Here is a 25,280-nt window from a genome sequence, read left to right on the forward strand (position 1 = left end):
GGCAGGGGCCCGCGCTCAGTCCCTGGCGAGGCCGAAGCGCGCGCGGAGTCCCGTGCGCTCGTCGGTGTCCACGGCCGCCGCCCCGTCGGTCACCGTCTCGTACACCGCCAGGATGTCGGCGCCGACCGTCGTCCAGTCGAAGCGGCGCACATGCGCGCTGCCGCGTTCCCGCAGTCCCGCGCGCCTCTCCGGGTCGCCCAGCAGCCGGATCGCGGCCGAGGCCAGCGCGTCGGCGTCCTCGTTGGCGAAGAGATCGCCCGCGGCCCCCTGGTCGAGGACCTGCGCGAACGCGTCCAGGTCGCTGGCGAGGACGGGCGCGCCCGCCGACAGGGCCTCGACCAGGATGATGCCGAAGCTCTCGCCGCCGGTGTTCGGCGCGACGTACACGTCGACGCTCCGCAGCAGCCTCGCCTTGTCCTCGTCGCTCACCATCCCGAGGAACTCGACCCGCGAGCGCATCTCCTCGGGCAGCGTGGCGACCGCCTCCTCCTCGTCCCCGCGCCCCGCGACCAGCAGCCGGGTCTCCGGGCGGGCGGCGAGGATCGTCGGGAGCGCCTTCATCAGGACGGGCAGCCCCTTGCGGGGCTCGTCGATGCGCCCCATGAAGCCGAGTGTGTCGCCCTGCCACTCGGCCTTGGGCTCGGCGCGGGCGAAGAAGTCCACGTCGACGCCGTTCGGGATGACCACGGCGTCCCCGCCGAGGTGCTCCACGAGGGTCCGCCGGGCGTACTCGCTGACCGCGATCCGCGCGCTGATCTTCTCCAGCGCCGGCTGGAGGATCGGGTACGCCGCGATCATGGCCCTGGAGCGGGGGTTGGACGTGTGGAACGTCGCCACGATCGGTCCCTGGGCCGCCCAGCAGGTGAGCAGGCCGAGCGAGGGCGAGGTGGGTTCGTGGATGTGGATGACGTCGAACGTGCCGTCGTTGAGCCAGCGCCGTACGCGCGCAGCGGAGAGGAACCCGAAGTTCAGCCGGGCGACCGAGCCGTTGTACGGCACCGGCACGGCCCGGCCGGCGGAGACGACGTACGGCGGGAGGGGTGTCTCGTCGTCGGCGGGCGCGAGCACCGAGACGTCGTGGCCCAGGCGGATCAGATGCTCGGCCAGGTCGCGGATGTGGAACTGCACCCCGCCCGGAACGTCCCAGGAGTACGGGCAGACGATGCCGATCTTCACGGAGCTTCCTCCTGGGGTTCCAGATCGGAGATCCAGAGCCGCTGCAGCATGTGCCAGTCCTCCGGATGCTCGGCGATCCCGGCGGCGAAGGCGTCGGCCAGCGCCTGTGTCATGGAGGACGTCTTCTCGACGCGCGTACCTGACCCGGGCTCGGCGACGGGCGGATGGACCCGCGCGCCCATGACGGGTGTGCCGTCGTACCAGAGGGTGACGGGCAGCAGCAGCGCGCCGGTCTGCTGGGCCAGCAGGGCGGGGCCCGCCGGCATGCGCGCCGTGTCGCCGAAGAAGTCCACCTCGACGCCCGAGGCCGACAGGTCGCGGTCGGCGACGAGGCAGACGAGTCCGCCGGCGCGCAGCCGCCGTGCCAGGGTCCCGAAGGCGGCCCCGCCGTTGTGCGGCAGGACCTCCATGCCCAGTCCCCGGCGGTAGGCCACGAACCGGTCGTAGAGGGTCTCGGGCCTGAGCCGCTCGGCGACCGTCGTGAACGGCACCTTCAGGTCCGTGGTGACCCACGCGCCCGCCAGATCCCAGTTCCCCAGGTGCGGCAGCGCGAGGATGACGCCCTGGCCGGCGTCCAGCCCCTCGGTGAGCCGGTGGGCGTCCTGGACGTCGATGGACGCCTTGATCCGCTCCGGGGTCCAGGTCGGCAGCCGGAAGGACTCCATCCAGTACCGCATGTACGAGCGCATGCCGGCCTTCGACAGCTCGGCGAGGCGGGCGGCGTCCGCGTCGGGCACCACCCGGGCGAGGTTCGACTCCAGTCGCAGGACGGACTTCCCGCGCCGTTTCCACACCTGGTCGGCCAGCGTGCGGAAGAGCGCGGCGGCGGCGGGCTCGGGAAGCTTCTTGACCGCGCCCCAGCCGAGGCCGTAGAGCCCGTCGGTGAACCGACCCTTCAGATCGGATGCGGTGCCGCTCACTGCGCGGACCCGCTCCCGCCCTGGGCGGCCGCGGCGGCGTCGGCCTCGGCCGACTCCCTGCGTACGGTCACCACCCGCTGGACCAGCGTCACGAGGCTGCCGGCGGCGACGACCCACAGCGCGATCGGCAGCAGGATCTGGATGCCGGGGACCCCGAAGCCGTGCAGGCCGGCGAGGCCCGCCGCGACCAGGGAGATCACGAGCCGTTCGGCGCGCTCCACCAGCCCGTTCACCGCCACCGGAAGGCCGATCGACTCGCCCCGTGCCTTCGTGTACGAGACGACCTGGCCGCTGGCCAGGCAGAAGATCGCGACCGCGCAGAGCACGTTGTCGTCGCCGTTGCCCGCGTACCAGAGCGCGAACCCGGCGAAGATCGCCCCGTCCGCGACCCGGTCGAGCGTCGAGTCGAGGAACGCGCCCCACCGGCTGGAGATCCCGGCCTGCCGCGCCATGTTGCCGTCGACGAGGTCCGAGAAGACGAAGACCGTGATCACGATCGTGCCCCAGAAGAACTCCCCCATCGGGAAGAAGACCAGCGCACCTGCCATCACTCCGGCCGTACCGACGAGTGTGACCGCGTCGGGGCTGACCCCGAGACGGAGCAGCAGAGCGGCGAACGGTGTGAGGACACGCGTAAAAAATGCACGCGCGTACTTGTTCAGCATGGCCTTCCCGAGGTTCGGTGGGCGCCGCGGCCCCTTCGGCCACCGGCTGGCCCATCGTAGTCACCAGCCGTGCCGCGCAACGGCGGGGCACCCCGTCCCCCGGGATGTCCCGGAAGTCACGCCCCGCCCCGTGCGACGTATGGACGGCTCCCGGCACGAGTGAAAAGCTCGAATGACCGCGGGCGTCGCCGAAGCCGCCGTGACGGCTCCGCCCTGCCCGTGCATCCACTCCCCCAGCGCTTGCGGCACTGCGCCAACCGACCGGGAGGCACGCATCATGGGCGACAGGACACATGCACACACCGGAGCCGCCGGCAGGGCGGCGACGGCCGACGGGCCCGCTTCCGTGAGGAACGTGGTGCTGGTCGGCCACAGCGGATCGGGCAAGACCACCCTGGTCGAGGCGCTCGCGCTGACGGCCGGGGCGCTGAACCGGGCCGGCCGCGTCGAGGACGGCGCGACCGTCTCCGACCACGACGAGATCGAACGGCGGAGACGGCGCTCCGTACAGCTCTCGCTGGTCCCCGTCGCATGGGACGGCTTCAAGGTCAACCTGCTGGACACCCCCGGCTACGCGGACTTCGTCGGGGAGCTCAGGGCCGGTCTGCGCGCGGCGGACGCGGCCCTCTTCGTCGTCTCGGCCGCCCAGGAGGCCGATGCCGTGGCGGGTGCCACCCGCGCGGTCTGGGAGGAGTGCGCGGCCGTCGGGATGCCCCGGGCGATCGTGCTGACCCACCTGGACACCGCGCGGACGTCCTTCGACGGGATGACCCGGATCTGCGGCCGGATCTTCGGGCACGACGACCCCGACGCCGTACTGCCGCTGTATCTGCCGGTGCAGGGGCCCGAGGGACCGGACGGGCACGCCCCGCTCACCGGACTCACCGGACTGCTCACCCGGCGGGTCTTCGACTACTCATCGGGGGAACGGCGGGAGGTGCCGCCCCCGGACGACCAGGAGGAACCGCTCCGGGAGGCCCGGAACCGGCTCATCGAGGGGATCATCGCCGAGAGCGAGGACGAGACCCTGATGGACCACTACCTCGGCGGCGGCGAGGTCGGCCTCCCGACCCTGATCGGCGACCTGGAGCGCGCGGTGGCACGCGGCTCCTTCCACCCCGTCCTCACCGCGGCGCCCGCCGCCGACGGCGCCCGCCAGGGCATCGGCACCGTGGAGCTCCTGGACCTGATCACCCGGGGCTTCCCCTCCCCCGGGGAACGCACGCTGCCCGCCGTCACCACCCCGGACGGCGCCCCGCGCCCCGCGCCCGCCTGCGATCCGGCGGCACCGCTGCTCGCCGAGGTCGTGAAGACCGCTTCCGACCCCTACGTGGGACGGGTCTCCCTGGTCCGCGTCTTCTCCGGCACCCTGCGCCCCGACGACAGCGTGCACGTGTGCGGCCACGGCCTCACCCGGCCCGGAGACGGAGCCCCGCCGTGTCATGAGGCGGATGTCCGCGTCGGCGCGCTCTCCTCGCCCTTCGGCGGGCAGCAGCGCCCTCTGGACCGGTGCGTCGCCGGGGACCTGGCGAGCGTCTCGAAGCTCGGCGGCGCGGAGACCGGGGACACGCTCTCGGGCAACGGCGACCCGTTGCTGATGGAGCCCTGGACGATGCCCGATCCGCTGCTCCCGCTGGCGGTGCGCGCCCACGGCAAGGCCGACGAGGACCGGCTCTCCCAGAGCCTGGCGCGCCTGGTCGCCGAGGACCCCACGATGCGCCTGGAGCAGAACCAGGACACCCACCAGGTCGTCCTGTGGTGCATGGGCGAGGCGCACGCGGAGGTGGCGCTGGAGCGCCTGCGCAGCCGGTACGGCGTACAGGTCGACGCCGAGCCCCACCGCGTGCCGCTGCGCGAGACGTTCGCCTCCCGGGCCCTCGGGCGGGGCCGGAACGTCAAGCAGTCGGGCGGCCACGGGCAGTACGCCGTCTGCGAGATCGAGGTCGAACCGCTGCCGCCCGGCGCGGGCATCGAGTTCGTCGACAAGGTGGTCGGCGGTGCGGTGCCGCGGCAGTTCATCGCGTCCGTGGAGAAGGGGGTACGCGCCCAGGCGGCCCGGGGCGTCGCTGCCGGGCATCCGCTCGTCGACGTACGCGTCACCCTGCTGGACGGGAAGTCGCACTCGGTGGACTCCTCCGACGCCGCCTTCCAGACGGCGGGCGCCCTGGCGCTGCGCGAGGCCGCTGCGGAGACCCGCGTCCAGCTCCTCGAACCGGTCGCGGAGGTCGGTGTCCTGGTGCCGGACGACTACGTCGGGGCCGTCATGAGCGATCTGGCGGGCCGGCGCGGACGGGTCGTCGGCACCGAACAGTCCTCCGGGGAGCGGACGCTCGTACGGGCCGAGGTGCCGGAGATCGAGATCGGCAGGTACACCGTCGACCTGCGCTCGCTGACGCACGGCACCGGACGGTTCGACCGGGCGTACGCCCGGCACGAACCGATGCCTCCTCAACTCGCCGAACGCATCCGGAAAGCATCGGAAAACACCACAAAGGTGAGCTAGGGCCTTTCGTTCGGCTCAGGCTGGATATGGTGCGTTACGCCCGCCCCCCGCCGCAGCGGCGGGCGGGCGCGGCGCCCGGACGATACGCTGTGGGCCCAGCTCAGAAGGTGTGCGACGTACGGTAGTTGGGAACAGCCGCAGGAGCAGGCCGTGCGGGCGAGTGGGGGCGACAGTGGCCAACGACGGATTCGATTTCTCTCCCGGAGCGCAGATCCCGCTCCAGGGTTCGGGAGGACAGGCGGTGGCGACCAACGCCCTCGCCTCCGCCGCGTACCGCGACAGCGATGCGACGGAGATCCTCAAGGCCAACAGCGAGTGGCACAAGTCCGAGGTGAAACCGGGCCAGTCCAAGCTCTTCAAGTCCGACTACTTCAAGCCGAATCTGGGCGAGGCCTTCTCCCGGGCCGTCCAGGAACGCATGCTCGGCGGTGGCCGCGGCGCGCTCATCCAGTCCTTCGGCACCGATCCGCAGACCGTCGTCGAGCACTGCCTCTCCGCGACCCGGCTGCGGAAGGCGCGTGACACCCGGCTGACCCTGATCACCGCGGTGTTCGGCTTCGCCTTCCTGCCCGGGCTGATCCTCTGGGTGCTCGCCTTCCGGCTGCGCGACTTCCTCAACAAGTCCAAGGACAAGTTCTTCCAGGCCCTGGGCGGCATCCTGCTCGTGGCGCTCGGCGGGGCCGCCGCGTTCTTCCTGATCACCATGCCGCTCACCGGCTTCCTGGCCCTCTACCTGCGCGCGGCGGCCATCGCCCCGCTGATCGGCTGGCTGCTCGCCAAGCGGGTCGCGGAGGCCTCGGTCAAGGACCTGCGCGCCCGCTGGGAGGGACTCCTCTCGGGCGGGGGCGTCAGCGCGAAGATCCCCGAGGCCGTGCCCAAGAACCCCAACGAGACCGCCCGGGAGGCCTTGCGCCAGGGCCTGGAGAAGCTCTCCGCCGAGCAGCAGTCCAACTCGGTCTTCTACGCGGGCCCCAAGGGCATCCTCGGCATGGGCACCCGCTGGGGCAGCTGGCAGCTCGCCGAGGAGCTCACTCCGGAGGACCCCGCCAAGGAGATCCACCAGTTCCGGAGCTGGGACGTCGTACGGGCGATCCACGACCAGCTGAAGATGCTGGAGCGCGGCCCGCTGAACAGCGGCGGCTTCCCCACGCCCTCGGTCAAGCACTGGATCGTCTCGCCGGTCGGCGAGAACGCGGGCTCGGTGTCCCGCCCCGAGGGCGAGGACGTCGCCACCTTCCAGATCAAGCCCCACGAGATACAGCGCATCTGCAACCACCAGCAGTTCGGCAGCGGCGACCGCCACTACCTGGGCGTGCAGTTCACCCTCTGGGACGGCCAGCTGGTGATCACGATGCTGATCACCGTCACGGTGCTCCACGAGACGCTGCGGATCGAGGTCACGGGACACGCCCTGGGACCGGTCCACGGACTCTTCCTGACCAAGCCGGAGGCACCGACGAAGACGGTCAAGAAGGCCGTCCGGTTCTGGGAGACCCGGAGCATCTCGTTGCCGATCGTCAAGGCGAGCGAGGTCGTCAGGCTCGCGCTGCGCGCCCCCTTCACCTGGTACCCGCCGCTCCTGGACTACCTGGGCGGCAAGATCGTCCTGCCCGAGCCCTTCGGTCTGCGGCACGCCTGGGCGGCCAAGCCCTGGGGCCACCGCTTCATGGCCGACGACGCCATGCGGACGGCCACCCCGGTCCTGCGCGTCGTGCACTCCGCGACGATGCGGGTCCTCAAGGAGCACGGTGTCGACACCGAGCGCTTCGACAACCGCTCCATGGTCCTCAGCGGCCTGGTCCAGGACCCCGCCCCGAGGAAGGCCGACGTCTACGACGCCTGAGGCCGCCCGGGGCGGAGACCCGGCTCAGAGGGACAGCGGCTCGGCCGGCCACACACCGGCCAGCATCGTCCGGGTGTCCCCCAGCAGCTGCGGGAGCACCTTGGTGTGCCCGACGACCGGCATGAAGTTGGTGTCCCCGCCCCAGCGGGGCACCACGTGCTGGTGGAGGTGGGCGGCGATACCGGCACCGGCCTCCGCGCCCTGGTTCATCCCGATGTTGAAGCCGTGCGCCCCGGAGGCCGCCCGCAGGGCGACCATGGCCCGCTTGGTGAAGTCGGCGAGCTCGGCGGTCTCCGGACCGTCGAGCTCCGTGTAGTCGGCCACGTGCCGGTACGGCACCACCATCAGGTGCCCGCCGTTGTACGGGTACAGGTTGAGCACGGCGTAGACCCGCTCGCCCCGGGCGACGACGAGCCCGTCCTCGTCGGATTTCGACGGAATCTCGCAGAACGGACAGCCGTCCCCGGCTCCCGGGCCGCTCGGCTTGCTCTCACCCTGGATGTAGGCCATCCGGTGGGGCGTCCACAGGCGCTGGAACGCGTCGGGCGTCCCCACTCCGATCTGCTGTTCCGGCTCACTCGTCATGCCCGTCAGCATATTGCGTGCTCCCCGGCGCGCGTGTCGCCGGGGGCGACCCGGCCGGCCCACGGCGATGCTGGCGCCATGAGCGACCGCCCCACCGCCCCCGTCCCGCCCCGGCTCAGGGAGTGGGAACACCGCACGGAGATGCCGCTCCTCGTCGCGTCCCTCGCCTATCTCGCCGGCTACACGGTGCACGTCCTGATGCCGCGTTCCACGGAACCGTGGCGCGATGTCGCCCTCGTCCTGGTGGGCCTCTCCTGGCTCCTGTTCGCCGTGGACTACGGCGTACGGCTCCACCTCAGCGGCCAGGGCCGGCGCTTCGTCACGACCCACTGGCTGGACACCCTCACCCTCCTGCTGCCGCCGCTGCGCCCGCTACGGGTGGTCCAGCTCTACACCCGGCTCCAGCTGCACCGGGAGCAGCCCCGGCTCAGCCTGTACGCCCGGGTCATGGTCTACGCGGGCACGTCCGCGCTCCTGCTGGGCTACACCGCCTCGCTGGCCGTGTACCAGCAGGAGCGTGGCGCCCCCGACTCCACGATCCGTACCTTCGGCGACGCGGTGTGGTGGGCCTGCGCGACGCTCACCACGGTGGGATACGGCGACGCGGTCCCGGTGACGGTGCTGGGGCGGGTGATCGCGGCGGGGCTGATGGCCTGCGGGCTGGGGCTGCTGGGCGCGGTGACGGGGTCGTTCTCGTCGTGGCTGGTACAGGTGTTCTCCCGGCTGGACGGGAAGAGGCCCCCGGAGGGCGAGTAGCTCTCCGGGGGCCTCATCGGCCTCATGGCGCGGGTGTCACACCTGTACGCGGCGCTCCACCACGTCGACGAGCTTGGCGATCGCCTCGTCGCGGGCGATGCCGTTCTCCTGCGAACCGTCGCGGTAGCGGAAGGAGACCGTGCCCGCGTTCATGTCGTCGTCACCGACGATGATCATGAACGGGACCTTGGCCTTCTGGTGGTTGCGGATCTTCTTCTGCATCCGGTCCGAGGAGGCGTCCACCTCGACCCGCAGCCCCTTCTTCCGCGCCTCGGCGGCGAACTCCTGGAGGTACGGGATGTGGGTGTCGCCGATCGGGATGCCGACCGCCTGGACCGGGGCCAGCCAGACCGGGAACGCGCCCGCGTAGTGCTCCAGGAGCACCGCGAAGAAGCGCTCGATGGAGCCGAACAGCGCACGGTGGATCATGACCGGCCGCTGCTTGGTGCCGTCGGGGCCGGTGTACTCCAGGTCGAAGCGCTCCGGGAGGTTGAAGTCGAGCTGCACGGTCGACATCTGCCAGGTACGGCCGATGGCGTCCTTGCACTGCACCGAGATCTTCGGCCCGTAGAAGGCGGCGCCGCCCGGGTCCGGGACCAGCGGGAGACCCTGCTTCTCGGCGACCTGGCGCAGCGTCTCGGTGGCCTCTTCCCAGGCCTCGTCCGAGCCGACGAACTTCTCCGGGTCCTTGGTGGACAGCTCCAGGTAGAAGTCGGTCAGACCGTAGTCGCGGAGCAGGTTCAGGACGAAGGTCAGCGTCCGGTCCAGCTCCTCGGCCATCTGCTCACGGGTGCAGTAGATGTGCGCGTCGTCCTGCGTGAAGCCGCGCGAGCGGGTCAGGCCGTGGACGACACCCGACTTCTCGTACCGGTAGACCGTGCCGAACTCGAAGAGGCGCAGCGGCAGTTCGCGGTAGGAGCGGCCGCGCGCGTCGAAGATCAGGTTGTGCATCGGGCAGTTCATCGGCTTGAGGTAGTAGTCCACCCCGTCGTCGAGCTGCATGGGCGGGTACATGCCGTCGGCGTACCAGTCCAGGTGGCCGGACTTCTCGAAGAGCTTGCCCTTGGTGGCGTGCGGCGAGTAGACGAACTCGTAGCCCTCCTCCTCGTGGCGGCGCCGCGAGTAGTCCTCCATGGCCCGGCGGATGACGCCGCCCTTGGGGTGGAAGACCGCGAGACCGGGGCCGATCTCGTCGGGGAAGGAGAAGAGGTCCAGCTCGTTGCCGAGCTTGCGGTGGTCGCGCTTGGCGGCCTCCTCCAGGAAGGTCAGGTGCGCCTTGAGCTCGTCCTTGGTGGGCCAGGCGGTCCCGTAGATGCGCTGGAGCATCGGGTTCTTCTCGCTGCCCCGCCAGTACGCCGCCGCGTTCCGCATGAGCTTGAACGCGGGGATGAACCGGGTGGTGGGCAGGTGCGGGCCCCGGCAGAGGTCCTTCCAGCACAGCTCGCCGGTCTTGGCGTCCAGGTTGTCGTAGATGGTCAGCTCGCCGCCGCCCACCTCGACGTCCGCGCCGTCGTCCGAGGAGGCCGAGCCCTTGATGCCGATGAGCTCCAGCTTGTACGGCTCGTCGGCGAGCTCCTCGCGGGCGTCCTCGTCGGAGACCACACGACGCGAGAACCTCTGGCCCCGCTTCTGGATCTCCTGCATCTTCTTCTCGATGGCCTTGAGGTCCTCGGGGGTGAACGGCTTCTCGACGTCGAAGTCGTAGTAGAAGCCGTCCTTGACCGGCGGGCCGATGCCCAGCTTGGCCTCGGGGTGCAGCTCCTGCACGGCCTGCGCCATCACGTGCGCGGTGGAGTGCCGCAGGATGTTCAGGCCGTCCTCGGAGGAGATCTCGACGGGCTCGACGACCTCGCCGTCCCGGAGGGCGTACGCGAGATCCCGGAGCTCGCCGTCGACCCGGGCGGCGACGACGGTGCGCTGCCCGGGGAAGAGCTCGGCGGCCGTCGTGCCCGTCGTCACCACGTGCTCTTCCCGCTCGGAATCGCGTTGGATGATCACACGGACGTCTGACACCGGTCTCTCCTGACTGAGGGGGTGCGTCGCTTCCTCTGCGCGCGCATGAGGAATCGTACCGAGCCGGGGGCCCTCGACGCGAAAGGGATACCGCGCGCTACTCCTCCTCCCCCGCGCAGGCCTCCTCGAAGAAGTCGACGTTCTCGTGGAGCGCCTTCATCAGCCGGTCCCGTTCCGCTTCGTCGACCTGCACCGGCGTGACCTGGGAGGCTCCGCCGAGCCGCCGGAAGCCGCCCCGGTTCTCCAGCCGCCCCTCCACCCGCAGCGGGAGCCCGACCAGGTGGGCGTGGCCCGCGATCCGGTAGGCCTCCTCGTCGAGCTCGATCCGTACGTGCGCGACCTCGGCTCCCGCCAGCACCCGCAGCCGTACGACGCCGGGGCCGCGCGGCCCGGAGCGGCGCAGCCGTACGACGGCCCCGGTGATCCGTACGGGGACGGCGGGCTCGTCCCGCAGGTAGCGGGCTCCCGCCAGGCGGAGTGCGGGCAGGTCGCCCGGGGAGAACTCGACGGGCTCGGGGGCCGCCGGGCACCCTTCGGGGGTCCCCGCGGCGGGGGCCCAGGCGAGGGTGATCCCGGCGCCCTCCGCTCCCCGGACGAGCGCGACGACCGCCTCGGTCAGTTCCCGGCTGACGCCGGCGGCGACCGCGGTGTCGAACGCCTCCATCCCGCCGGTGGCCCGCTGGTAGTCGACGGCTTCCCGGGCCGCGTGCAGGGCGGCGTAGAGCTGTACGGCGACGGCCCGTCCCTCGGCGACGGGGACGAACGCGGTGAGGCCCCGGCCGTCGGACGCGGGCCCGACGAGGGTGCCGTCCAGAGCGCTCCGGGCCTTCCTGCGGTGCCGCGCGCCGTGGTAGCCGGCCCGGCCGCGTACGGCGAGGGATCCGGCGAGGAGGATCTGCCGGGCCGCGGTGCGCAGCTGGTCGGCGCCTGCCCAGTCGGCGGCCCCCGACGCGCCCTCGGGGACGTCGCGCCACCAGCGGATCTCGTCGCTGGGCACAGTGAGGGCGAGCAGGATGTCGCGGGCCGAGGGGTCGGCGCTGCGGGTGAGCGCGGTGAGCGCCTCGGCGAGCAGTTCCTCGCCGTCGGGGAAGGCGGCGCTGTCCGGCACGAGGAGGCTGGTGCCGCCGGTGACGGGGCCGGGCGGGACCCAGCGGCTGTAGCGCCCGTGCGCGCCGCCGCGCCGGTGCCAGCCGTGCCGCCGCAGCAGGGCTCCGAGCACGGCGGGGTCGACGCGTGCGGGGTCCGGCCCCCGTCCGGGGTCCGGGCCGTCGGCGTACGGGTGCGCGCGGCTGCCCGCCGGGACCGTTCCTCCGGTGGGATCGTCCGTCGACCGGTGCATCAGGGTCTCCCTCCCGCCCCGACCCGGGCCATGATGTCGCAGAGTGCGCGGTCGTCGAAGATCCGCGAGGTCGGGATCCGTACGGTGGTCCGGTTCCGGCCCGTCACCGGGTGGCCGGCCAGGTTCGTCCAGTAGCAGCAGTGCCGCAGGTCCAGCCGGTCGTGTCCGGCCCGCAGCCAGTCGTCCTGGCTGCGGGGCACGAGCATCACGACGAGGATCTTGTGCACCGACACGGGGGTGCGCGCGAGCTTCACCAGGTGGGCGTTGTCGAGGGTGAAGGAGAACGCGGCGCCGGGCGGGTGCGGGGGTATCTGGTAGGTGCACTTGAGCTGCACCTTGATGGTGACCTCGTCGTCGACGGTGTGGCCGGGGGCGCCGTGGCTGACGTGCCAGTCGATGCCGTTGTCGGGGAAGGGCTGCGAGAGCGAGCAGCCCGCGGCCGCCGCGACGGCGTGGAGGTAGCCCACCTGGAGGGTCTCCATGCAGGCGGTGGTGGCGAGTGTGCCGCGCAGTGGTGGTGTGGTCCGCTGCTGCGGCGGCTTTCCCCCGTGGTCCTCGGTGCGGGCGGGACTCCCTGGGTTCGGCTGCGCGAGCGCCATGGCTCCGTGCCTTCCGGGCTGTGCCGACCGGTTGCCCGGTCTCCGCTGACGGGCCGGTCAACTTCCTTTCCCGTCACTTGTGTTGTCACCGCAGGAGCCGGCCCGTAAACGGCGTATCAGGCATAGGGTGCGGGTATCACCGAACCGGGCAGAGGAATCCCGTCATCTGCCGTGCAGGCGCGAGGAGTTCGGGGATGATGCATTGGTTCGAGGGGCCGCTGGCGGCTTTTGACACCGAGACAACAGGCGTGGACGTCGAGGAGGACCGGATCGTCTCGGCCGCCCTCGTCGTCCAGGACTCGGCGGGCGGACGGCTCCGCGTCACCCGCTGGCTGGTCAATCCGGGGATTCCGGTGCCGCCCGGCGCCACCGAGATCCACGGTCTGACCGACGACCATCTGCAGCGCAACGGCCGGTGGCCCGCGCCGGTCGTCGAGGAGATAGCCCGGGCGCTGGCGGAGCAGTGCGCGACGGGACGGCCGCTGGTCGTGATGAACGCGCCGTTCGACCTGACCCTGCTGGACCGGGAGCTGAGGCGCCACCGGGCGTCGTCCCTGGCCGGCTATCTGCGGAACAAGCCGCTGTGCGTGCTGGATCCGCGGGTGCTGGACAAGCACCTGGACCGCTACCGCAAGGGCCGTCGCACGCTGACGGACCTGTGCGAGCTGTACGGGGTCACGCTGGACGGCGCGCACGACGCGGCGGCCGACGCGGCGGCGTCGCTCGAACTGGTCCGTGCGGTGGGGCGGCGGTTCTCCGCCCGGCTGGAGCGGCTGTCACCGGCGGAGGTGCACTCGCTTCAGGCGGTGTGGCACGCGGCTCAGGCGCGTGGGCTGCAGGCGTGGTTCGAGAAGAACGGGGCGCCGGAGCCGGTGGATCCGGCGTGGCCGTTGCGTCCGGAGCTGCCCGCGGCGGCCTGACCGGCGCCGGGTACGCGAAAGCCGGTCCGTCGATGGCACTGACGGACCGGCTTTTCCCGGGTGGGCGATACTGGTTTCGAACCAGTGACCTCTTCGGTGTGAACGAAGCGCTCTCCCACTGAGCTAATCGCCCGGGAACGGGTTGAACCATACAGGGCTCGGAGCCCTGGGTTCAAACTCCTACTCAGTGGCGGACTGAGTAGCCGTACGCATGCACGAGGGTGTGGCCGCCGACACACTCCCGTACATGAGACATGTGCCGCCGCCCGCCGAGGAATTGGCTCTCCTCGATCATGAACTGGCCCGGCTGGACGCCCGCCGGCTGCAGTTGCTGAACCGTCGTGCCTGGCTGCTGGGCGTGCTGCGCGCGCCGGCCGCTCCGGTTCCTCCGCCGGCGCCCGCCGTCCGGCCGTACGTCCACGCCGCGCCGTCCGCCCCGGTGGCGCCCACGGCGCCGGCCCGTGGCACGCAGAACGTGCTGCTGGTCCTCGGTGGTCTGCTGCTGACCGTCGCGGCCGTCGCGTTCACCCTGTTCAGCTGGGGCGAGATGGGGATCGCCGGGCGTTCGGCGGTGCTGGCCGTGGTGACGGCGGCCGCGCTGGTGGCGCCCGCGCTGCTGCTGGCCCGCAGGCTGCCCTCGACCGCGGAGGCGCTGGCCGTGCTGGCCCTGGTGCTGACGGTGCTGGACGCGGTCGCCCTGCACACGGTCGCGGCCCCGGAGACGGACGGTCTCGCGTTCTCGGCGGTGGCTTCGGCGGTGCTGGCGGCGGTGTGGACCCTGTACGGGCTGCTGCTGGGCCGGCTGCGGGTGCCGTTGCCCGCGGCGGTGGTGGCGGGACAGCTGCCGTCGGTGCTGACCGCCTGGGCGGCGGGCGCGTCCGCCACCGGCTTCGGCTGGGCGCTCCTGGTGACGGCGGCGGCGGATGTCGCCGTGGTCACGTGGGGCCGGGGGCTCGCGGTGCGGATCACGGCGGCCGTCGGGGCGGGGATCACCGGGCTGCTCGCCCTGCTGATCGGTCTGGGGCTGTCCGTCTCGGCCGGCGGTCCGTCGGCGGCCGTGGGCCCGGCGGCGCTGCTGCTGGCGGGTGCGGGGGTGGCCCTGGCGGCGGCCTGGCGCGCCCCGAAGGAGTGGGCCGTGGTCGCGGGAGCGGTGGCGGGTCTGGCCTCCGTGGCCGCGGTGGGCGGTGTGCTGCGTACGGGGCTGGGGTGGGACTGGTCGGTCGTGGTGTATCTGGTGTGCGGTCTCGCCCTGCTGCCGGTGCCGCGCCTCGGGGTCCCTCGGCCGGTGGCCCGGGGTGTGCAGGGGGCGTCCGCCGCGGTGACGGCGGGTGCGCTGGTCTGGGCGCTGCCTCCGGTGGCCGCAGCGGTGCTGGGACCGGTGTCCGTCCTGGCGGATGTGTGGTCCGGGGCGCCGGAGGGGTTCCGGGGCGCTCTGGGGCAGTCGATGCCGTCGTGGTCGGCCGCGTCCCCGGTGGTGCTCGCGGTGGTGGCGGGGCTGTCGGCCGCGCTCCACGTCAGGTGGCCGCGCTCGCTCCCGGAGAAGGGGTGGCGCGTCGCGGCGGCGGCGGGCGCGGTGGTCCTGGGCTGGGGTGCGGCGCAGGCCCTGCTCGCGGTGGCGGATGTGCCGTACGCGGTGGCCGTGGGCGTGGAACTGCTGCTGGTGGCGGGGCTGCTGGCGCTCGCCGTACGGCGGGGCCCGGACGGCGTCGCGCAGGCCGCTCTGGTGTGCGGGCTCGTGGGCGCGGTGGGCGTGGGGCTGCTGGCCCTGGCCGCCGAGCCGGCCACGTACGCCGTGTTCGGGGCCCTGCTGGTGCTGCTAGCCGGTGCGGCGGTCAGGGCGGGGTCGGTCGTGGTGCGGTCCGTGCTCGCCGTGGGGTCGGTGCTGTGCGGGATCGTGGTGGCGTCGGCGGCGGGGGCCTCGCTGGGGTGGAGCGCGCCGCAGTCCGCTCCGGTGGTGCTGGTCGTCCCGGCGGTGACGGTGCTGCTCGGGGCCCGGCTGAGGGGGGCCGCGGTGGCGGTGGCGCTGGAGGCCGCCGGGGCGTTCGGGGCGCTGGTGGCCGTGGCCCTGGCGGTGACGGACGCGCCGTTCCTGGCGCTCGTCCTGGGCCTGTGCGGGGTGCTGGCCTCGGCGACGGCGCTGCGGCCGGAACGCCGGCGGGCGGCGGGGTATCCGGCGGCGGCGCTGTTCGTGGCGGCGGCGTGGGTGCGGCTGGCGGCCTCGGGGGTGACGGCCCCCGAGGCGTACACGCTGCCGGTGTCGGTGGCCGCGTTCGCGGTGGGGTTCCTGCGGAGCCGCCGGGACCCGGAGGCGTCCTCCTGGGCGGCGTACGGTCCGGCTCTCGCGACGACGATGGTGCCGAGCCTGGTGGTGGCGTGGACGGACAGCGGCTGGCTGAGGCCCCTGCTGCTGGGGGCGGCGGCGCTGGTGGTCACGCTGGCGGGTGCCCGGCTGCGGCTCCAGGCGCCGTTGGTGCTGGGCGGTACGGTCCTGGCCCTGGTCGGCCTGCACGAGCTGGCCCCGCATGTGGTGCAGGTGCTCGACGCGCTGCCCCGCTGGGCGCCCCCGGCGCTCGCCGGGCTGCTGCTGCTCGCGGTCGGTGCGACCTACGAGCAGCGGCTGCGCGACGCGCGCCGGGTGCGGGAGAGCCTGGGCCGGATGCGCTGACCTTCGCGGGTCAGCCCGGCATCCGGTCACCGACGAGGGCGAGGTTCTCGATGGCGGCGAGGCCGTAGAGCGCGGTGTCGTTGGTGTAGACCCAGTTGGCCTCGGTCCCGGGGACCGTGGTGACGGGGCCGGTCACCTCCTCGGTCTTCCAGGGTGCCGATTCCTTGTATCCGTCGCTGTTGTAGAACTTCTCCCACGCGCGGGCGGCGAGCTTCTCGTCATCCGCGCGGACCGCGGCGTAGGCGTCGAGCCGTGAGTGGCCCTGGAAGAGGATGAGGCTGCCGAAGTCGGAGCCGTAGCGCGCCTTCTGCTCGGCCTTGGTCGCGTTGAAGTACCGGCAGTAGTCGAGGTACGCCGCCTCGAACTCCGGCACGTCGTCGCCCACGAGGTCGATGAGCTCGGCGCAGAGCTCGTTCAGGCCGAAGACCGCCGAGAGGTGCGAGACGCTGACGACGGGCTCGGCGGCGACGGCGAACTTCCCCGTGTCGAGGTCGTACAGGCCGCTGCCCTGGACGAATCCGTTGGGCTGGGCGGCGATGGTCTCCATCGTCCCGAGGACGCGGGCCTTGGCCTTGGCGGCCTGCGGGCCGCCCCGCTCCCATTCGGTGAGCCAGGCGGAGACCAGTCCGCTCCAGTCGGTCCCGAAACCGATGGACAGGGCGTGCCGGTCGGGTGTGTAGGGCTCGGTACGGATCTTGCGGAGCGGGTCGAGGGCGAGGAAGGTCTCGTCGGAGTCGACGTTGGCGCGCATCAGGTCGCCGACGCGTTCGTCGGCGGTGAGGAAGTAGTAGAAGCGCCGGTAGGTGGTGTTGGCGATGCGCTGCTGCTTGGCGCTGTCGGCGTAGTGCTGGATGCCGTGGCGGGTGCCCAGGCCGGCCCACTCGCCCAGGTGGTAGACGTCGACCTCGCCGGTGTGGCGGGTCATGGCCTCGGCGAAGCGGAAGATGTCGGCGCGGCCGGAGCGCAGATAGGCGTACCAGAGCCAGAGGTCGGGTGACAGCTCGGAGTTGTCCCAGGCGTAGCCGCCGACGTCGTAGCGCCACTGGTGGCGGGCGGGGTCGTAGGAGTGCATGACGTCGCCGTAGTCCCAGAAGCCGTACCAGCGCCGCATCTCGACCTGGTCCTTGTAGTACGTGAAGAGGAAGTCGAGGTGGTCCTCGATCTTCGCCTTGGCCGGGGTCGAGCGGTCGACCGGGGCGAACAGTCCGCCGAAGACCTTCGCTCCGGTCAGCTGGGCGGGCGGCGCGACGAGCTGCGGGAGGGTGCGGACGGCCTCGGTCTGCTGGGCGAGGGCGGTGGCGCCGGGGGTGGAGTCATGGGCCCAGAAGAGGAGTTCGCTGGTGCGGGCGATGCCGTAGGGGGTGCCGAAGCCGGGCTCGTAGTCCTCGTAGGTGATTTCGAGGCCGTCGAGCTGTTCGGCGTACGTGTCCTGGCCCAGGCCGTCGTGGTAGAAGCGCAGGTCCATGGGCTCGGCCTCGGGTGACCAGAGCCAGACCGTGACCTCGGCGGCGTCGGTGTGGGCGTCGCGGATGTCCAGCTGGGCGGGGAACTTCTCCCAGAAGTCACGCAGCCCGAAGGCGAGTCCGCCGCTCGCCCCTCCGACGTAGCCGAAGCCGGAGGCCCGCCGGCCGCCCCCCGCCGCGATCCAGCCGTGGCCCTTCTTGGTGCGCTTGCGGAGGGAGAAGCCGTCGGCGGAGAGCTGGCTGAGGGTGTAGTCGCCCCAGGTGGGGATGAGGTGGAGCCGGCTGGTGACGCGCTGGTCCCAGGTGGCGGGGTCGGGGAGCTTCGTGCCCTCGAACTGGGCGGCCTGGACGGCGGCGCCGGGGTCGCGGCGCAGCCCGGTGATGCCCTTGACGGCCTCCCGGAGCATGCCGGTGCCCTCGCCGCCGATGCGGATGTGCCGGTCGTACGCCTCGTCGCGCATCGGGACGATGAAGCGGATGCCGAGGCCGCGGATGAAGTCGCCGCTCGCCTTCCCGGGTTCCTGGGTGCCGTCGAAGGTGATGGTGTGCACCATGCGGAAGGACTCGGCGCCGGCGTAGAAGTAGAGCCGGACGGAGAACGGCAGCCAGGAGCGCTTCCCCCTGCGGTGCTTGCCCTCGATCCGGACGACGGCGCGGACGGGGCCGCTCTGTTCGACCTCGGTGGTGGTGACGGCGCTCTCGAAGCGTTCGTACGTCTCGCGCCCCTGGTCGCCGTCCTCGATCTCGCTCTGCCGGATCAGGACGAGCCGTCCGTCCTTGGCGATCTCCTTGGAGCCGCGGGTGAGGGAGGTGATGAGTGAGGAGCCGGTCTTCCCTATTCTCGCGGTGATGACGCCGGTGGAGACGGCGATCGTGGAGCCGGTGTTCCTGACGCTCACCTTGTGCGCGGGTGCCGCGGGCCTTCCCGGGCCGAGGACGAACTTCTTCGCGCCCGCGGCCTCGGGGCCCACGGCGTGCGCGGTCCATTTCGCGGAACCGTCGGGCCAGGTGGCGGTCGTCCATGACTGCACGGGGACGTCCTTGCCGTCCTCGGTGGTCAGCGCGAACGTCTGGTCCTTCCGGTACCGGCCCTTCGGCCAGGGCACGCCGAGCGTGGAGCCGGGGGCCGCGCCGAGGCCTCCGGACTCCAGCCAGCTCAGGGTGACGGATTCGCCGGTGGGTTCCGCGCCCGGGGCCGCCGACGCGGGAGTGGTGCCGAGGGACCAGCTGAACTGTGCGGCAGCGCCGGCCGCTGCCGCGGCCTTCAGGAGCGTTCTGCGGGGCATCCTGGACATGGGTGTGCCTCTCTCCGTGCGGATTCGGGAAGAAGGAAGAGATACGGGAGGAACGGGAGGAGCAGGGGGCGTACGGAAACGGGTCAGCGGGCGGGCCGGCGCGCCCGCACCGCGGTGGCCGCGGCGGCGACGGCCCCGACGACGGGGACGGCCAGCGGCAGCACCAGGGCGCCGGACAGGACGACGACGGCCATCCCGCAGACCAGCAGCAGGGAGCCGGCCGGGTCGCGGACCGTGTCGCGGCCGGCCTCGGCCAGGAGGGTGCGCCAGAGGGCGCCGGGCTCCCAGCAGGAGGCGGCGCGCACGACGGCGACCAGGAGGCCGATCATGGCGAGGATGCCGACCGCGCCGACGAACGGTCCGCCGGGCAGCCCGGCGCGGACAGCCGCCAGGTCGAGCAGGAGCAGCCCCCCGGCGGCCCACACGGCCGTGCCGACGAGCCATCCGCCGCGGGCGGCGGTGCGGGCGTCGCCGGCGAACGCGCGCAGGCCGCCGTGCTCGCCGTCTAGGTGGCGGCGCAGGTGCCGGGTCCCCGCGGCGAAGGCCGCGGGGAAGGTGACCAGGGGCAGGGCGGCGACGGCGATCCACACGCCGACGAGCAGGCATTCGGAGAACAGCGCGAAGCGGTTCATGAGCCGCGAACTCCCGGCCTGGGTACGGGTCTTCGTCGCCACGGTGTCAGCCCTTCAGGCCCGAGGTGGCCATGCCGTCGATCAGGTACCGCTGGAACGCCACGAAGAAGGCCAGCACCGGGAGCAGGGCGACCAGGGACATGGCGACCATGCCGCCGTAGTCCGCCACCGCGTCCTGGTCGATGAACATCTTCAGCCCCATGGAGACCGTGTACTTGTCCGGCTCGTTGAGGTACAGCAGGGGGCCCATGAAGTCGTTCCAGGCGTTGATGAACGTGAAGATCGCGCTGGTGACGAGCGCCGGCCGGCAGAGCGGCATGACGATGGACCAGTAGGTCCTCAGGTGCCCGCAGCCGTCCAGCCGCGCCGCCTCGTCGAGCTCCCTGGGCAGACCGCGCATGAACTGCACCATCAGGAAGACGAAGAAGGCGTCGGTGGCGAGGTACTTGCCGATCAGCAGGGGGGTGAAGGTGTTGATCAGCTCCAGCTTCTGGAACAGGACGTACTGCGGAATGATCAGTACGTGGTACGGCAGCAGGAGCGTGCCGATCATGACGGCGAACATGAGGTTGCGGCCGGCGAACCGCACCTTGGCGAAGGCGTAGGCGGTCAGCGAGCAGGACAGTACGACGCCGATCACGGAACCGATGGCTATGTAGGCCGAGTTCAGGAAGAACGTCGAGATCGGGATGTCGGCGATGCCCTCGGTGAGCCGGGCGTAGTTGTCGCCGATCGGGTCCGCGGGGAAAAGGTCGAGGCCGCCGATGATGTCGGCGCTCGGCTTGAACGAGGCCCCGATCGTCCAGGCCACCGGGTAGAGGACCACGGCGAGGATGACGAGCGCGCCGATGTGCCAGGCGAGTGCTCCGGGTCCCCGGCGGCGTACGGCTGTTGTCAGGAGACTCATCGGCCGCCCTCCTCGTAGTGCACCCAGCGCTTCTGGGACCAGAACAGCACGGCGGTGACCAGGCCGACCGCGAGCAGCAGCAGCCATCCCATGGCCGAGGCGAAGCCCATGCGGCTGTTCACGAAGCCTTGTTCGTACAGGTAGCAGGTGTAGACGAGCGTCGCGTCGGCCGGTCCGCAGCTGCCGTTGCTGACGATGTAAGCCGAGCCGAAGATCTGGAACGAGTGGATGGTCTCCAGCAGGACGTTGAAGAACAGCACCGGCGAGATCATCGGCAGGGTGATGTGGAAGAACCTGCGCCAGGAGCCGGCCCCGTCCACCTCGGCGGCCTCGTACAGCTCACGCGGGACCTGCTTGAGGCCGGCCAGGAAGATGACCATCGGCGCGCCGAACTGCCAGACGGTGAGGGCGATCAGCGCGTAGATGATCATCGCCGGGTCGCCGATCCAGCCGCCGACCTCGATGCCGAACACCTTCTGCGTACGGTCGACGATCGCGTCGTCCGAGAAGAGCGCGCGCCAGACGATGGCCGCCGAGACGCTGGCGCCGATGAGGGAGGGGGCGTAGAAGGCCGCACGGTAGAAGGACTGGCCCCACCGCTTCTGGGCGAGCAGCATGGCGACGGCGAGTGCGGCCGCCAGCTTGATCGGGGTGCCGATCAGCACGTACCAGGAGGTGACCTTGACGGACTGGCGCCACCGGGGGTCCGCGAACATGTCGGTGAAGTTCTGCAGACCGATCCAGCGCGGGGCCTCGAACAGGTTGTACTCGGTGAACGACAAGTACAGCGAGAACACCATCGGTCCGGCGATCAGGAACAGGAAGCCGGCGATCCACGGCGACATGAACAGGTAGCCGGCCACGTTCTCGCCGCGGTTCCGCCGCTCGGGGGCGGCGGGCGGCGCGTTTCCTCCGGGACCGTTCCGCTCGGAGGCGGAGCGGTCGTCCCCGGCGGCGAGCACGCCCGGGGAGGTCTGGATGTGAGTCACCACGGTCCTCTCAGTTCGAGGCGAGGGCGGTCTTCGCCTCGGAGAAGAACTGCTTGACGGAGTCCTTCGGCGAGGTCTTGCCCAGCGCCAGGTCGGCGCCTATGCGCAGGAAGGCCGCCTCGATGACGTCCGCGCCGGCGGGGTGCGGGGTGATCGGCTCCAGGACACCCGCGTCGGCGATCGCCGTCTCGTACGCGCCGATGGCCTTGCTGGGGGCGTCGGAGGGCTCGTACGCCTCGAACTGCGCGGTGGTGGCGGGCACTCCGCGGTCGTATCCCATGATCCGGGCGACCTCGGGGTCGTGGGTCATGAAGCTGATGAAGGTGGCCACCTCGGCGGGGTGCTTGGTGCGCGCCGAGCCGCTCAGCATCAGGGATCCCAGGTACTGGCCGGTCTTCTTGCCGTCGGTGCTCGGGATGGGCGCGAGGCCGTAGCTGCTCTTGCCCTCCGCGCTGTAGCGGACCGAGAAGTTGTCCCAGGTGAACTCCCCGGCGGACAGGCCCTTGGCGGTCGCGGAGGCGGGCTTGATCTGCTCGACCTTGTTGGGGTCGGCGTAGAGCCCCGCCTTGACCCGCTCCAGGGCCTCGGTCCAGTACGGCAGGAGTTCGGCCTCGCCGAATCCCATGCCGTCCTCGGTGAAGAAGGCCTTGCCGTTCTGGCGGAGGATCAGGTCGTAGAGGTACATCACGCCGTGCGGTCCGGCGTCGCCCGCGATCCCCTGGCCGCGCTTGATCTTCTCCAGACCGGCGAGCCAGTCGTCCCACGTCCAGCCGATCTCGGGCGTGATGCCGGCCTTCTCGTACACCTTCTCGTCGATGACCAGCGCCATCGAGTTGCTGCCGACCGGCACGCCGAGCAGCTTGCCGTCGATCTCGGCGAACTTCTCCAGCCCGGAGCGGAAGCCGCCGAGGTCGAGGTTGCCCTTCTCCGCCTGGGGGGCCAGGTCGAGGAGGACGTTCTTCGCCTCGTACTTGCGCAGGAAGGTGACGGCGTTCTGGATGACGTCCGGGGGGTTGCCGCCCGCCGCCTGGGTGTTGAACTTCTTCCAGAAGTCCGCGTACTGCTGGAAGTCCGTCTTCACCTTGATCTTCGGGTGCTTCTTCTCGAAGAGGCCGACGCACTGCTGGATCTTCTTGGCACGGTCGTCCGCGCCCCACCACGCGTGCCGGATGGTGACCGGACCGCCGGAACCGCTGCCCGAGCCGCAGCCGGCCGCGGTCAGCCCGAGACCGGCCGCGGAGAGGCCGGCCAGCTTCAGCAGCTGCCGCCGGTCCATGCCGTTGTTCCGAGACATAGCTCGCCCCCACCGTTCGCATTGAATCGTTTTAGAAAGCGCTTGCTGGGTCAAAGTAAGGAGCGGCAGGGGGCGCGTCAACGGTTAGGACGAAATTTCGGCGGCCGGACGACGGGCCGAACAGCCGCGCGGGCGGGGCGACGACGGGCGTACGCGGAAACGCCGATGGCCCGGAAGCTTCTCAGAAGCTTCCGGGCCATCGGTCCGGGGTGGGCGATACTGGGTTCGAACCAGTGACCTCTTCGGTGTGAACGAAGCGCTCTCCCACTGAGCTAATCGCCCCGGCGCACCGCACACATTACCCCATGTCAGGGGCGCCCCGGGACCACCGCCGGGTCACTGGTCGATCTTCCACGGCATCACTATGCCGAACTTCCAGACGTAGATCCCGACGAGCACCGCGATGATCACGAGCCCCACCGTGGTGAGGATGATGTTGCGCCGCCGGACCTTGGGGTCGAGGGCCCGCTGGGCGGCCTCGGTGACCTTGCGCCGGGTCCAGCGCAGGACGAGCTGCGCCCAGACGAACTCGGTCGCCCAGATCGCCATGCCGCCGAAGATCACCAGCCAGCCCGGGCCGGGCAGCGGAAGCATCACGATGCCCGCGCCGACCACGGCGAGGCCGACGACGAAGATCCCGACCTGCCAGCTCAGGTGGAGAACCCTCGATCCCTTGATGAACCCGGGCGCGCGCGAGCCCAGCTCACGCTCCGCCGTACGTCCGTCCCCCGTGGCGGGACCGGTGGCCGCCGTCGCGGCGACCTCGTCCCGCTCGTCACTCTCCGCGTTCATGAAGCCCAACCTACCGGAACCGAGATCGTCACCGGAATGGACGCATAACCCAAAGTTACACACCGCTGGACGAGGGACCTGAAGCATCACAAATAGGTCAGAGGGGTTTACAACGCCACCGTAGGTGGCATGTCGATTTCGCCGACGTGCGAATCCCCGAGCGCACACTGAGCGAAAGGCCCTGGCGCTTATGAACACCACGGTCAGCTGCGAGCTGCACCTGCGCCTCGTTGTGTCGAGCGAGTCCTCACTGCCTGTACCCGCGGGCCTGCGGTATGACACGGCCGATCCCTATGCCGTGCACGCCACCTTCCACACCGGAGCGGAGGAGACGGTCGAATGGGTTTTCGCCCGTGACCTCCTTGCCGAGGGGCTGCACCGGCCCACCGGCACCGGAGACGTCCGCGTCTGGCCATCACGGAGTCACGGCCAAGGCGTCGTCTGCATCGCACTGAGCTCCCCGGAGGGCGAAGCCCTGCTGGAAGCCCCGGCGAGGGCCCTGGAGTCGTTCCTCAAAAGGACCGACGCCGCGGTCCCGCCCGGAACCGAGCATCGTCACTTCGACCTCGATACGGAGCTCTCACACATCCTGGCCGAGAGCTGAGCCAGGCCGAGAGCTGCGGGACGCCGTCCGACTCGGGGAGACGGCGTCGCGCGGACAACCTCATAGGGCAGACACCGGCGCCGTCGCCGCGGAACCCACCGCGGCGGCGGCGCCGCTGCGCGCGGGCGGACGTACGGATGGGGCAGAGGCGCGGGTGCGCCAGGGCTCGGGCGGGCCGGGGCGCGGGTGCGCCAGGGCTCGGGCGGGGTCGGCCGGCGGGGTCGACCGCAGGTGTCACGGCCGCATCATCCGCCCCACACGCCTCGCCTCCCCCGCCGCCGGGGCTCCAGGGACGCCAGGAGGCCGCCCACGCTCCGGTCGCACACCGGTCCGGGAAAAGGGGCCTTCCTCCCCCGTCGAGCCCGCACCGGCCCGTGTGCGCCTTCGCCGAGCCAGTAGAGTCGGGCCGCATCGGCGGGCGCCCGTCCGCCGGAGGCCAGGGAGCGAAGCGTGCTGATCCCACACGACACCCGGATCGCCCTCGACACGGTGACCGATCTGGTGAACACCGCACCGGAGAGCGGAGCGGACGACGGACTCGCGGAGCTCACCGCGCTCTACGCCTTCGCGGAGCGGCACCACATCAGCGGCGTCGGAACCCTCGGCGACAAGGACCTGCGCGCCGTGCGGGACGTCCGGGACCGGTTCGCCGAGATATTCGCCGCGCCCGACGCCCGCACCGCAGCGGACCTCGTCAACAGTCTGGTGGCCGCCGCCGGCACCACCCCGCAGCTGACCGATCACGACGGCTACGACTGGCACGTCCACTACTTCGCGCCGGACGCCTCCATCGCGGACCACCTCGCGGCCGACTGCGGCATGGCGCTGGCCTTCATCGTCGTGGCGGGCGAGCAGGAACGGCTGCGGCGCTGCGAGGCCCCGGACTGCCGGGACGCCTTCGTCGACCTGTCGCGCAACCGCTCCCGCCGCTACTGCTCCAGCCGCACCTGCGGTAACCGGCTCCACGTCGCCGCGTACCGCGCCCGGCGCCGGGAAGCCACGCGCTGAGTGTGCGCCCGGCCGGGGCGGCACGGCGGCCGCGTCGGGCGGGGAGGGCACGGCAGCCGCGTCCGGCGGGGAGGGCCCGGCGGCCTCGTGCGGCGTGGTGTTCGGCGGCCGCTCACAGCAGGAACAGATCGTGCAGGGCGGCCATCAGCAGCAGGCCGCCGACCACGGTCAGGAAGATCATCAGCGGAGGCTGGGAAAGCGCGAAGAGGCAGCCACGCGGCTCTTCGGCGGGGGGTGCGGGGGCGTCGCCCCGGGATGTGTCCACCATCTCGTAGCGATCATGACGCAGAGCGGGCCCTGTTGGCGATCAAC

The 25,280-nt window shown here is 71.6% G+C and carries 21 protein-coding genes and 2 tRNA genes; 7 read left to right on the top strand and 16 right to left on the bottom strand.

Translation table 11 applies throughout. The features are described 5' to 3' along the window. Positions 1-15: 15 nt before the first annotated feature. The 3 genes from ACZ607_RS27480 to pgsA are packed head-to-tail and all read right to left on the bottom strand — an operon-like array spanning position 16 to position 2,761. The gene (locus ACZ607_RS27480) at positions 16-1,176 is read right to left on the bottom strand and encodes a glycosyltransferase family 4 protein (protein ID WP_469738805.1); all 1,161 of its coding nucleotides are present in this window, start codon (positions 1,174-1,176) and stop codon (positions 16-18) included. Then, positions 1,173-2,096 carry a phosphatidylinositol mannoside acyltransferase gene (locus ACZ607_RS27485; RefSeq protein WP_469738807.1) on the bottom strand — a complete coding sequence of 308 codons (924 nt, stop codon included), beginning with the start codon at positions 2,094-2,096 and terminating at the stop codon, positions 1,173-1,175. The genes ACZ607_RS27480 and ACZ607_RS27485 overlap by 4 nt, the downstream gene beginning before the upstream one ends. Beyond that, positions 2,093-2,761, bottom strand: coding sequence for a phosphatidylinositol phosphate synthase (gene pgsA / locus ACZ607_RS27490; RefSeq protein WP_469738809.1), 669 nt, complete (start codon positions 2,759-2,761; stop codon positions 2,093-2,095). Before pgsA ends, ACZ607_RS27485 begins: the two co-directional genes overlap by 4 nt. A gap of 277 nt (positions 2,762-3,038) precedes the next feature. On the opposite strand from pgsA, the gene ACZ607_RS27495 reads away from it, so the two are divergent. Both ACZ607_RS27495 and ACZ607_RS27500 read left to right on the top strand, forming a co-directional pair. Next, on the top strand, positions 3,039-5,264 hold the full coding sequence (locus tag ACZ607_RS27495; RefSeq protein WP_469738811.1) for an elongation factor G-like protein EF-G2: 2,226 nt from the start codon (positions 3,039-3,041) through the stop codon (positions 5,262-5,264). A 172-nt stretch (positions 5,265-5,436) separates the two neighbouring features. Next, positions 5,437-7,107: a hypothetical protein gene (locus ACZ607_RS27500; RefSeq protein WP_469738813.1), complete on the top strand. Its 1,671-nt coding sequence runs from the start codon at positions 5,437-5,439 to the stop codon at positions 7,105-7,107. A 24-nt stretch (positions 7,108-7,131) separates the two neighbouring features. On the opposite strand, the gene ACZ607_RS27505 is transcribed toward ACZ607_RS27500, so the two are convergent. Further along, positions 7,132-7,704, bottom strand: a complete 573-nt coding sequence (locus ACZ607_RS27505; RefSeq protein ID WP_469738815.1) for an HIT family protein — start codon at positions 7,702-7,704, stop codon at positions 7,132-7,134. A gap of 66 nt (positions 7,705-7,770) precedes the next feature. Here ACZ607_RS27505 and ACZ607_RS27510 point away from each other — a divergent pair, with 66 nt between their 5' ends. Continuing rightward, positions 7,771-8,448 (top strand): potassium channel family protein, encoded by a 678-nt coding sequence (locus tag ACZ607_RS27510; RefSeq protein ID WP_469738817.1) that lies wholly within the window; start codon positions 7,771-7,773, stop codon positions 8,446-8,448. Between the two features lie 36 nt (positions 8,449-8,484). Here ACZ607_RS27510 and thrS read toward each other — a convergent pair whose 3' ends face one another. From thrS to ACZ607_RS27525, 3 genes are all read right to left on the bottom strand, one after another. Continuing rightward, positions 8,485-10,461 carry a threonine--tRNA ligase gene (gene thrS, locus ACZ607_RS27515; protein WP_469738819.1) on the bottom strand — a complete coding sequence of 659 codons (1,977 nt, stop codon included), beginning with the start codon at positions 10,459-10,461 and terminating at the stop codon, positions 8,485-8,487. A 97-nt stretch (positions 10,462-10,558) separates the two neighbouring features. After that, positions 10,559-11,800, bottom strand: a complete 1,242-nt coding sequence (locus ACZ607_RS27520; protein ID WP_469738821.1) for a hypothetical protein — start codon at positions 11,798-11,800, stop codon at positions 10,559-10,561. Further along, positions 11,800-12,399, bottom strand: coding sequence for a DUF4365 domain-containing protein (locus tag ACZ607_RS27525; RefSeq protein ID WP_469738822.1), 600 nt, complete (start codon positions 12,397-12,399; stop codon positions 11,800-11,802). The genes ACZ607_RS27520 and ACZ607_RS27525 overlap by 1 nt, the downstream gene beginning before the upstream one ends. A 194-nt stretch (positions 12,400-12,593) precedes the next feature. Here ACZ607_RS27525 and ACZ607_RS27530 point away from each other — a divergent pair, with 194 nt between their 5' ends. Next, positions 12,594-13,319 (top strand): exonuclease domain-containing protein, encoded by a 726-nt coding sequence (locus ACZ607_RS27530; protein ID WP_469738824.1) that lies wholly within the window; start codon positions 12,594-12,596, stop codon positions 13,317-13,319. A 61-nt stretch (positions 13,320-13,380) separates the two neighbouring features. On the opposite strand, the gene ACZ607_RS27535 is transcribed toward ACZ607_RS27530, so the two are convergent. Continuing rightward, positions 13,381-13,452, bottom strand: a tRNA-Val gene (locus ACZ607_RS27535). Positions 13,453-13,566: 114 nt separating this feature from the next. On the opposite strand from ACZ607_RS27535, the gene ACZ607_RS27540 reads away from it, so the two are divergent. Continuing rightward, positions 13,567-15,984 carry an SCO7613 C-terminal domain-containing membrane protein gene (locus tag ACZ607_RS27540; protein ID WP_469738826.1) on the top strand — a complete coding sequence of 806 codons (2,418 nt, stop codon included), beginning with the start codon at positions 13,567-13,569 and terminating at the stop codon, positions 15,982-15,984. Between the two features lie 10 nt (positions 15,985-15,994). On the opposite strand, the gene ACZ607_RS27545 is transcribed toward ACZ607_RS27540, so the two are convergent. The 7 genes from ACZ607_RS27545 to ACZ607_RS27575 all read right to left on the bottom strand — a co-directional run bounded on the left by ACZ607_RS27545 (position 15,995) and on the right by ACZ607_RS27575 (position 23,356). Next, on the bottom strand, positions 15,995-18,742 hold the full coding sequence (locus ACZ607_RS27545; protein ID WP_469738828.1) for an exo-rhamnogalacturonan lyase family protein: 2,748 nt from the start codon (positions 18,740-18,742) through the stop codon (positions 15,995-15,997). Between the two features lie 83 nt (positions 18,743-18,825). Further along, entirely contained in the window at positions 18,826-19,374 is a 549-nt protein-coding gene (locus tag ACZ607_RS27550; protein ID WP_469739353.1) for a hypothetical protein, read from the bottom strand. A gap of 46 nt (positions 19,375-19,420) precedes the next feature. Next, complete coding sequence (locus ACZ607_RS27555) at positions 19,421-20,281, bottom strand: carbohydrate ABC transporter permease (protein ID WP_469738830.1); 861 nt, start codon at positions 20,279-20,281, stop codon at positions 19,421-19,423. Beyond that, complete coding sequence (locus tag ACZ607_RS27560; protein WP_469738834.1) at positions 20,278-21,270, bottom strand: carbohydrate ABC transporter permease; 993 nt, start codon at positions 21,268-21,270, stop codon at positions 20,278-20,280. Before ACZ607_RS27560 ends, ACZ607_RS27555 begins: the two co-directional genes overlap by 4 nt. A gap of 10 nt (positions 21,271-21,280) precedes the next feature. Then, positions 21,281-22,564 (bottom strand): ABC transporter substrate-binding protein, encoded by a 1,284-nt coding sequence (locus tag ACZ607_RS27565; RefSeq protein WP_469738836.1) that lies wholly within the window; start codon positions 22,562-22,564, stop codon positions 21,281-21,283. Between the two features lie 210 nt (positions 22,565-22,774). Continuing rightward, positions 22,775-22,846: transfer RNA gene (locus tag ACZ607_RS27570), tRNA-Val, on the bottom strand. A gap of 54 nt (positions 22,847-22,900) precedes the next feature. Continuing rightward, positions 22,901-23,356, bottom strand: a complete 456-nt coding sequence (locus ACZ607_RS27575) for a TIGR02611 family protein (protein ID WP_469738838.1) — start codon at positions 23,354-23,356, stop codon at positions 22,901-22,903. A 190-nt stretch (positions 23,357-23,546) separates the two neighbouring features. Here ACZ607_RS27575 and ACZ607_RS27580 point away from each other — a divergent pair, with 190 nt between their 5' ends. Together ACZ607_RS27580 and ACZ607_RS27585 are read left to right on the top strand one after the other, a co-directional pair. After that, positions 23,547-23,960 (top strand): SsgA family sporulation/cell division regulator, encoded by a 414-nt coding sequence (locus ACZ607_RS27580; protein ID WP_003959770.1) that lies wholly within the window; start codon positions 23,547-23,549, stop codon positions 23,958-23,960. Positions 23,961-24,410: 450 nt separating this feature from the next. After that, the gene (locus tag ACZ607_RS27585; RefSeq protein WP_469738840.1) at positions 24,411-24,968 is read left to right on the top strand and encodes a CGNR zinc finger domain-containing protein; all 558 of its coding nucleotides are present in this window, start codon (positions 24,411-24,413) and stop codon (positions 24,966-24,968) included. A 112-nt stretch (positions 24,969-25,080) separates the two neighbouring features. Here ACZ607_RS27585 and ACZ607_RS27590 read toward each other — a convergent pair whose 3' ends face one another. After that, positions 25,081-25,236: a hypothetical protein gene (locus ACZ607_RS27590; protein ID WP_164493806.1), complete on the bottom strand. Its 156-nt coding sequence runs from the start codon at positions 25,234-25,236 to the stop codon at positions 25,081-25,083. Between the last annotated feature and the right edge of the window lie 44 nt (positions 25,237-25,280).

This window comes from Streptomyces sp. NPDC104381 (genome assembly GCF_055583745.1).

Excerpts from the sequence above, each read along its gene's own strand:
- pgsA (WP_469738809.1), bottom strand. The coding sequence starts at position 2,761 with ATGCTGAACAAGTACGCGCGTGCATTTTTTACGCGTGTCCTCACACCG.
- ACZ607_RS27495 (WP_469738811.1), top strand. The coding sequence starts at position 3,039 with ATGGGCGACAGGACACATGCACACACCGGAGCCGCCGGCAGGGCGGCG.
- ACZ607_RS27505 (WP_469738815.1), bottom strand. The coding sequence starts at position 7,704 with ATGCTGACGGGCATGACGAGTGAGCCGGAACAGCAGATCGGAGTGGGG.
- ACZ607_RS27510 (WP_469738817.1), top strand. The coding sequence starts at position 7,771 with ATGAGCGACCGCCCCACCGCCCCCGTCCCGCCCCGGCTCAGGGAGTGG.
- ACZ607_RS27520 (WP_469738821.1), bottom strand. The coding sequence starts at position 11,800 with ATGCACCGGTCGACGGACGATCCCACCGGAGGAACGGTCCCGGCGGGC.
- ACZ607_RS27525 (WP_469738822.1), bottom strand. The coding sequence starts at position 12,399 with ATGGCGCTCGCGCAGCCGAACCCAGGGAGTCCCGCCCGCACCGAGGAC.
- ACZ607_RS27530 (WP_469738824.1), top strand. The coding sequence starts at position 12,594 with ATGATGCATTGGTTCGAGGGGCCGCTGGCGGCTTTTGACACCGAGACA.
- ACZ607_RS27540 (WP_469738826.1), top strand. The coding sequence starts at position 13,567 with ATGAGACATGTGCCGCCGCCCGCCGAGGAATTGGCTCTCCTCGATCAT.
- ACZ607_RS27545 (WP_469738828.1), bottom strand. The coding sequence starts at position 18,742 with ATGTCCAGGATGCCCCGCAGAACGCTCCTGAAGGCCGCGGCAGCGGCC.
- ACZ607_RS27550 (WP_469739353.1), bottom strand. The coding sequence starts at position 19,374 with ATGAACCGCTTCGCGCTGTTCTCCGAATGCCTGCTCGTCGGCGTGTGG.
- ACZ607_RS27555 (WP_469738830.1), bottom strand. The coding sequence starts at position 20,281 with ATGAGTCTCCTGACAACAGCCGTACGCCGCCGGGGACCCGGAGCACTC.
- ACZ607_RS27565 (WP_469738836.1), bottom strand. The coding sequence starts at position 22,564 with ATGTCTCGGAACAACGGCATGGACCGGCGGCAGCTGCTGAAGCTGGCC.
- ACZ607_RS27575 (WP_469738838.1), bottom strand. The coding sequence starts at position 23,356 with ATGAACGCGGAGAGTGACGAGCGGGACGAGGTCGCCGCGACGGCGGCC.
- ACZ607_RS27580 (WP_003959770.1), top strand. The coding sequence starts at position 23,547 with ATGAACACCACGGTCAGCTGCGAGCTGCACCTGCGCCTCGTTGTGTCG.
- ACZ607_RS27590 (WP_164493806.1), bottom strand. The coding sequence starts at position 25,236 with ATGGTGGACACATCCCGGGGCGACGCCCCCGCACCCCCCGCCGAAGAG.